9 protein-coding genes and 1 tRNA gene are annotated in these 3949 nt (G+C 68.5%); 7 read left to right on the top strand and 3 right to left on the bottom strand.

The window, feature by feature from the left end; genetic code table 11:
- Positions 1–9: 9 nt before the first annotated feature.
- From MIC448_RS12415 to MIC448_RS12425, 3 genes are all read right to left on the bottom strand, one after another.
- Positions 10–85 (bottom strand) — tRNA-Ala (locus MIC448_RS12415).
- 19 nt (positions 86–104) lie between these two features.
- Positions 105–473 (bottom strand): hypothetical protein, encoded by a 369-nt coding sequence (locus MIC448_RS12420; protein WP_036300193.1) that lies wholly within the window; start codon positions 471–473, stop codon positions 105–107.
- Entirely contained in the window at positions 470–1591 is a 1122-nt protein-coding gene (locus MIC448_RS12425) for a sigma-70 family RNA polymerase sigma factor (protein WP_198517704.1), read from the bottom strand. Before MIC448_RS12425 ends, MIC448_RS12420 begins: the two co-directional genes overlap by 4 nt.
- A 120-nt stretch (positions 1592–1711) precedes the next feature.
- Here MIC448_RS12425 and MIC448_RS12430 point away from each other — a divergent pair, with 120 nt between their 5' ends.
- From MIC448_RS12430 to MIC448_RS12460, 7 genes are all read left to right on the top strand, one after another.
- The gene (locus MIC448_RS12430; RefSeq protein ID WP_036300197.1) at positions 1712–2140 is read left to right on the top strand and encodes an Asp23/Gls24 family envelope stress response protein; all 429 of its coding nucleotides are present in this window, start codon (positions 1712–1714) and stop codon (positions 2138–2140) included.
- Positions 2137–2325, top strand: coding sequence for a hypothetical protein (locus MIC448_RS12435; protein ID WP_051513774.1), 189 nt, complete (start codon positions 2137–2139; stop codon positions 2323–2325). The genes MIC448_RS12430 and MIC448_RS12435 overlap by 4 nt, the downstream gene beginning before the upstream one ends.
- On the top strand, positions 2325–2474 hold the full coding sequence (locus MIC448_RS12440; RefSeq protein WP_157811248.1) for a hypothetical protein: 150 nt from the start codon (positions 2325–2327) through the stop codon (positions 2472–2474). Before MIC448_RS12435 ends, MIC448_RS12440 begins: the two co-directional genes overlap by 1 nt.
- Before the next feature lie 24 nt (positions 2475–2498).
- A complete protein-coding gene (locus MIC448_RS12445; RefSeq protein WP_157811247.1) occupies positions 2499–2657 on the top strand; it encodes a hypothetical protein in 159 nt (52 codons plus the stop codon).
- Complete coding sequence (locus tag MIC448_RS12450; protein WP_036300199.1) at positions 2654–3214, top strand: hypothetical protein; 561 nt, start codon at positions 2654–2656, stop codon at positions 3212–3214. Before MIC448_RS12445 ends, MIC448_RS12450 begins: the two co-directional genes overlap by 4 nt.
- Entirely contained in the window at positions 3211–3765 is a 555-nt protein-coding gene (locus MIC448_RS12455) for a hypothetical protein (protein ID WP_036300201.1), read from the top strand. Before MIC448_RS12450 ends, MIC448_RS12455 begins: the two co-directional genes overlap by 4 nt.
- Before the next feature lie 55 nt (positions 3766–3820).
- A partial coding sequence (locus MIC448_RS12460) for a CsbD family protein (RefSeq protein ID WP_081766395.1) occupies positions 3821–3949 on the top strand: 129 nt, incomplete at its 3' end.

The following is a 3949-nucleotide window of genomic DNA, read 5'->3' on the forward strand; positions in this document are numbered from 1 at the left end:
TCTGTCGTTTGGTGGACCTGAGGGGATTCGAACCCCTGACCTCTTCATTGCGAACGAAGCGCGCTACCAACTGCGCCACAGGCCCGAGAACCTCCGACAGATTATCACGGTCCTTCGGCGACACTTGCCGCGGGGCCGCGCCCGGAGGGCGCGAGCACGCGACTGACGCGAACACGCACCCGGGCCTGCGGGGAGCCGGATGCTGCGAGCGGATCGACCACCGCGTGCACCGCCTCGGCGACGGCGGTGGCCACGGCGGATGCCGCGACACCGTCGGCGGCCACCGCGACGCTGACGGTGATCTCGAGCGACTCTCCCTGACGCTGAACGAGCGCGAGCGGTTCGTCGTCCTCGATCAGTCGCCGGGCGGCCCGCGCGAGGAGCGGGCGCGCGGAGTAGACGTCCTCGAGCCCAGCGACGCCCCGTGCAGCGGAATCGACCGCGTAGGCGATTTCGTCCAGGCTCTCGCTCATCGCTCCCCCTCGAGCTTGTCGGCCGTGTGAACGTTGTCGACCACCACGTCCACTCCGCTTACCCGGAGTGCGGTGTGAGCCCCGAGGGCATCGATCACCGCGTCGCGCACGGCACGGGATGCGTCCGCCAACCGACGCCCGAAGAGCACGCTGATCGTCACCCGCACCGAAACCTCGGCACCGAGCTGGTCCATGTCCCCATCGATCGTGGTGCGCCCCACCAACACGCCGGGTACCGCATCCCCCGCTTCCCGCACGAGCTCGTGATTCGCTCCCTCGGTGATGACCATTTCGACCCGCTCGTCGGGCGCGGTCAACGGGATGTCGCGCCCAGCCCGCAGTTCGCGGGTGACATCGCGCATCACCAGATCGAACCACCCCTGGGGCACGGGCTCGGCCTCGCGCTCGACCAGCTCGCGAGAGAGCGAGCCGAAGCGCTCGAGCGACGCCAAAACCGCCTGGCATTCGGCATCCGTGTCGATCGCCGCGATCGCCGGCGAGCGGCCGCGATCGAGATACGCGGAGAGGTCTTCGAGCGTGTAGCCCGAGTTGCCGATCGTGTCGTCCATGCTCACCTCCATTCCTCCATACGTTTCGAGAAGCGCCTGTCTCGCCCGGGCGAGCCGGCCGCGTACGGTCGCAACGCTCGCTCCCACCTGCTCGGCGATCTCTTCGTAACTGTTGCCGCCGACCTCTTTCAATACCCACACGCTGCGCTGTTCGGGCGTCAGGGTCTGCAGGGCGGCGTTCAGTGCGTCGAGTTGGGACGACGCGATAGCGGATCGCTCCGGCCCGGGTTCATCCGACTCCACCTCGACATCGTCGATCGAATCGGCCGGTCGTCGTGACCGCATCCGGGATGTCGCGTTCCGCGACACGATCGTCGTGAGCCATGCCCGCACCTTCGACGGGTCCTCGAGGTCCGGCAGCTTCTGCCAGGCCGTGATGAGGGCGTCCTGCACGCAATCGTCCGCGTCGGCACGGGACTCGGTCAGCTTCGTGGCGAACGCGATGAGAAATGGAGCGTGTCTGCGGACCAGTGTTCCGAACGCATTCGCATCACCATCGGCGGCGCGGGCCGCGAGGACCTCATCGGGCGCTCCGCCGAGATCCGTCATGTCGCCCGTGCTCCCAGCATCCTCACAGAGAACCGACCGTGACGTTTTCCCGGGCCGGTGCGTCTTACCTATGACACACACTAAAACAGCCACCAGCTGCGAGCCTCGAAGGAGAAAATCATGGCTCAGTCCATCAACGCCAACACCGCCGCGACGAACAACGTCCCCGGTACGGGCCTCGGTAAGACGACGATCGTCGACCCGGTCGTCGCGAAGATCGCCGGCATCGCCGCGAGCGAGGTCCCCGGAGTCTTCGCCCTGGGTGGCGGCGCCGCACGCGTGCTCGGCAACCTTCGCGAGGTCGTCGGCGCGAAGGATCACGGCCAGGGCGTGCGCGTCGAGGTCGGCGAGACCGAGGTCGCTGCCGACATCTCGATCGTCGTCGACTACCCGCAGGCGCTTCAGGATGTCGCGGCCGCTGTTCGCCGCGCGGTCGCAGAAGCCATCACCGACCTCGTCGGCATGCAGGTCGCCGAGATCAACGTGACCGTCGTCGACGTGCACCTGCCCGGCGAGGACGATGAGGTCGAGGAGTCGCGAGTCCAGTGAACGCCATCATCTGGGGCACCGCGGCGGGCATCGCGCTCGCCTTCGCGTGGCTGGCCTTCGGCTTCGGTGGATTCGTCCTCGTCGCGATCTTCGCGATCGTCGGCGGCGTAGCCGGTGCGGTCTGGACGGGCCAGCTCAACCTGCGGGCGGCGGTCGACGCCGCCCGTGGGCGCCGGGTCGGCTGATGTCCGCGTCCGCGTCGGGTAGCCCCATCGCCGGCCGGGTCGTCATCACCGCCCGGGCCATCGAGACCGTGTTCTCAGCCCTCGCGGCCGAAGAGCTCGGCGGAACGGCCCGGGGCACCCGGGTGCGCGTCCGCGACGACAGCGGCTAGCTGTCCGTCGCGGTCCGCGCGCCCGTGTACGCCACCGGCTCGGGTTCGACCGTTCTCGAGCGCGTCGAGTCCGCTCGGCAGCGCATCCTGACGACCGGCGCCGAACTCACCGGCGCCATCCTGACCGACGTGACCATCCGCGTCACCGACATCACCTCTGAAAGCGAGAAGAGAGCACAATGAACGCGCGTACCGAGCGTCGGCTGAGCCGTCGCATGCGATTCCGTTCGCGGAGCGTCGCGGTATCGATCGCACTCGGTGTTGTCGCCGTCGTCGCCGCATATGTCGGCGTCGAGGCCGTCCTGGCCGCACTGTCGGTGCCGGCACTGCTGATCGCACCGGCAGACCTGATCACCTCGGTTCAGGCGGGCACTCCCTGGAGCATCACCGCCATCGCCGCTCTCGCCGTTCTCGGTATCTGGTCGATCGTCTTGGCGCTCGCGCCGGGCGGCCGGGCCCGTCGCGAACTCAGCGACGAGCGCGCCGTCTTCGTGATCGACGACGACGTGATGGCGGGCGGCATCTCGCGTGCCGCAGCCCTCAGCACAGGAGTCTCGCGCGACCAGGTCACGACGACCGTGGGCCGACGCCGCGCGATCGTGCGCGTCCGTCCGTCTGCCGGGTTCCCGGTGAACGCGGATTCGGCGACGGATGACGCGACCCGAGCCGTCGCAGCCGTGACGCCGCTTCGGACCCTCACCATCCGCACCGCCGTCGACAGCCAGGGGGTGCTCGCATGACCCGCACCAACCGCCTCGCGAACCGGATCATCCTCGCGGTGATCGGGTTGATCGCCCTGGCTCTCGCCGCCGTGGTCGCTCTGCCCTTCGCGCCCACGCTCGGGTTCACGATCCCGCGGCAGGACCTCGGGCTCGCTGTGCCGGATGCGACACTGCCACCCGTCGTGTGGACCGTAGCGGGAGCGGCACTCGTGGTGGTGCTGTTCGCGATCACCTGGATCGTGACGCGGGGTCGGGGCCGCACCTCCACGGCCCTGAGCATCGAGGGGGCGACGATCGACGCATCCGTCGTCCAGTCCGTTCTGCGCGAGCGACTCGCGAATGCACCGGATGTCGTGGTTGTGTCGGCGAGCGCGCACCGAACCCCTGGTGGTGCCGTCGTCCTCGTGCGGGTTCAGGCTCGCCCCGGGCCGGACTTGGCAGCGTTCCAAACGGCCATCCGCGCCGCGATCGACCGGCTCGATGAGGTCATCGGCACGCGCATCCCCCTCGTTGTGCACCTCACAAGCGGCGTGCGGAGCAGTATCGCGCGACCCAGAACGACCCACTGACGCCCTGTCTCCTGATCGGAGCAGGCTGAGAAAAGAAGAAGAAAGGACCCCCCCAATGGGTATCGGAGACAAGATCAAGCACGGAGCCGAAGACCTTGCAGGTAAGGCGAAGGAAGCAGTCGGCAAGGCGACCGACAACGACAAGCTCGTCGCCGAGGGCAAGGCCGACCAGGCCAAGGCCGAC

It is taken from the genome of Microbacterium sp. C448 (assembly GCF_000582705.2).
GTDB lineage: Bacteria > Actinomycetota > Actinomycetes > Actinomycetales > Microbacteriaceae > Microbacterium > Microbacterium lacus_A.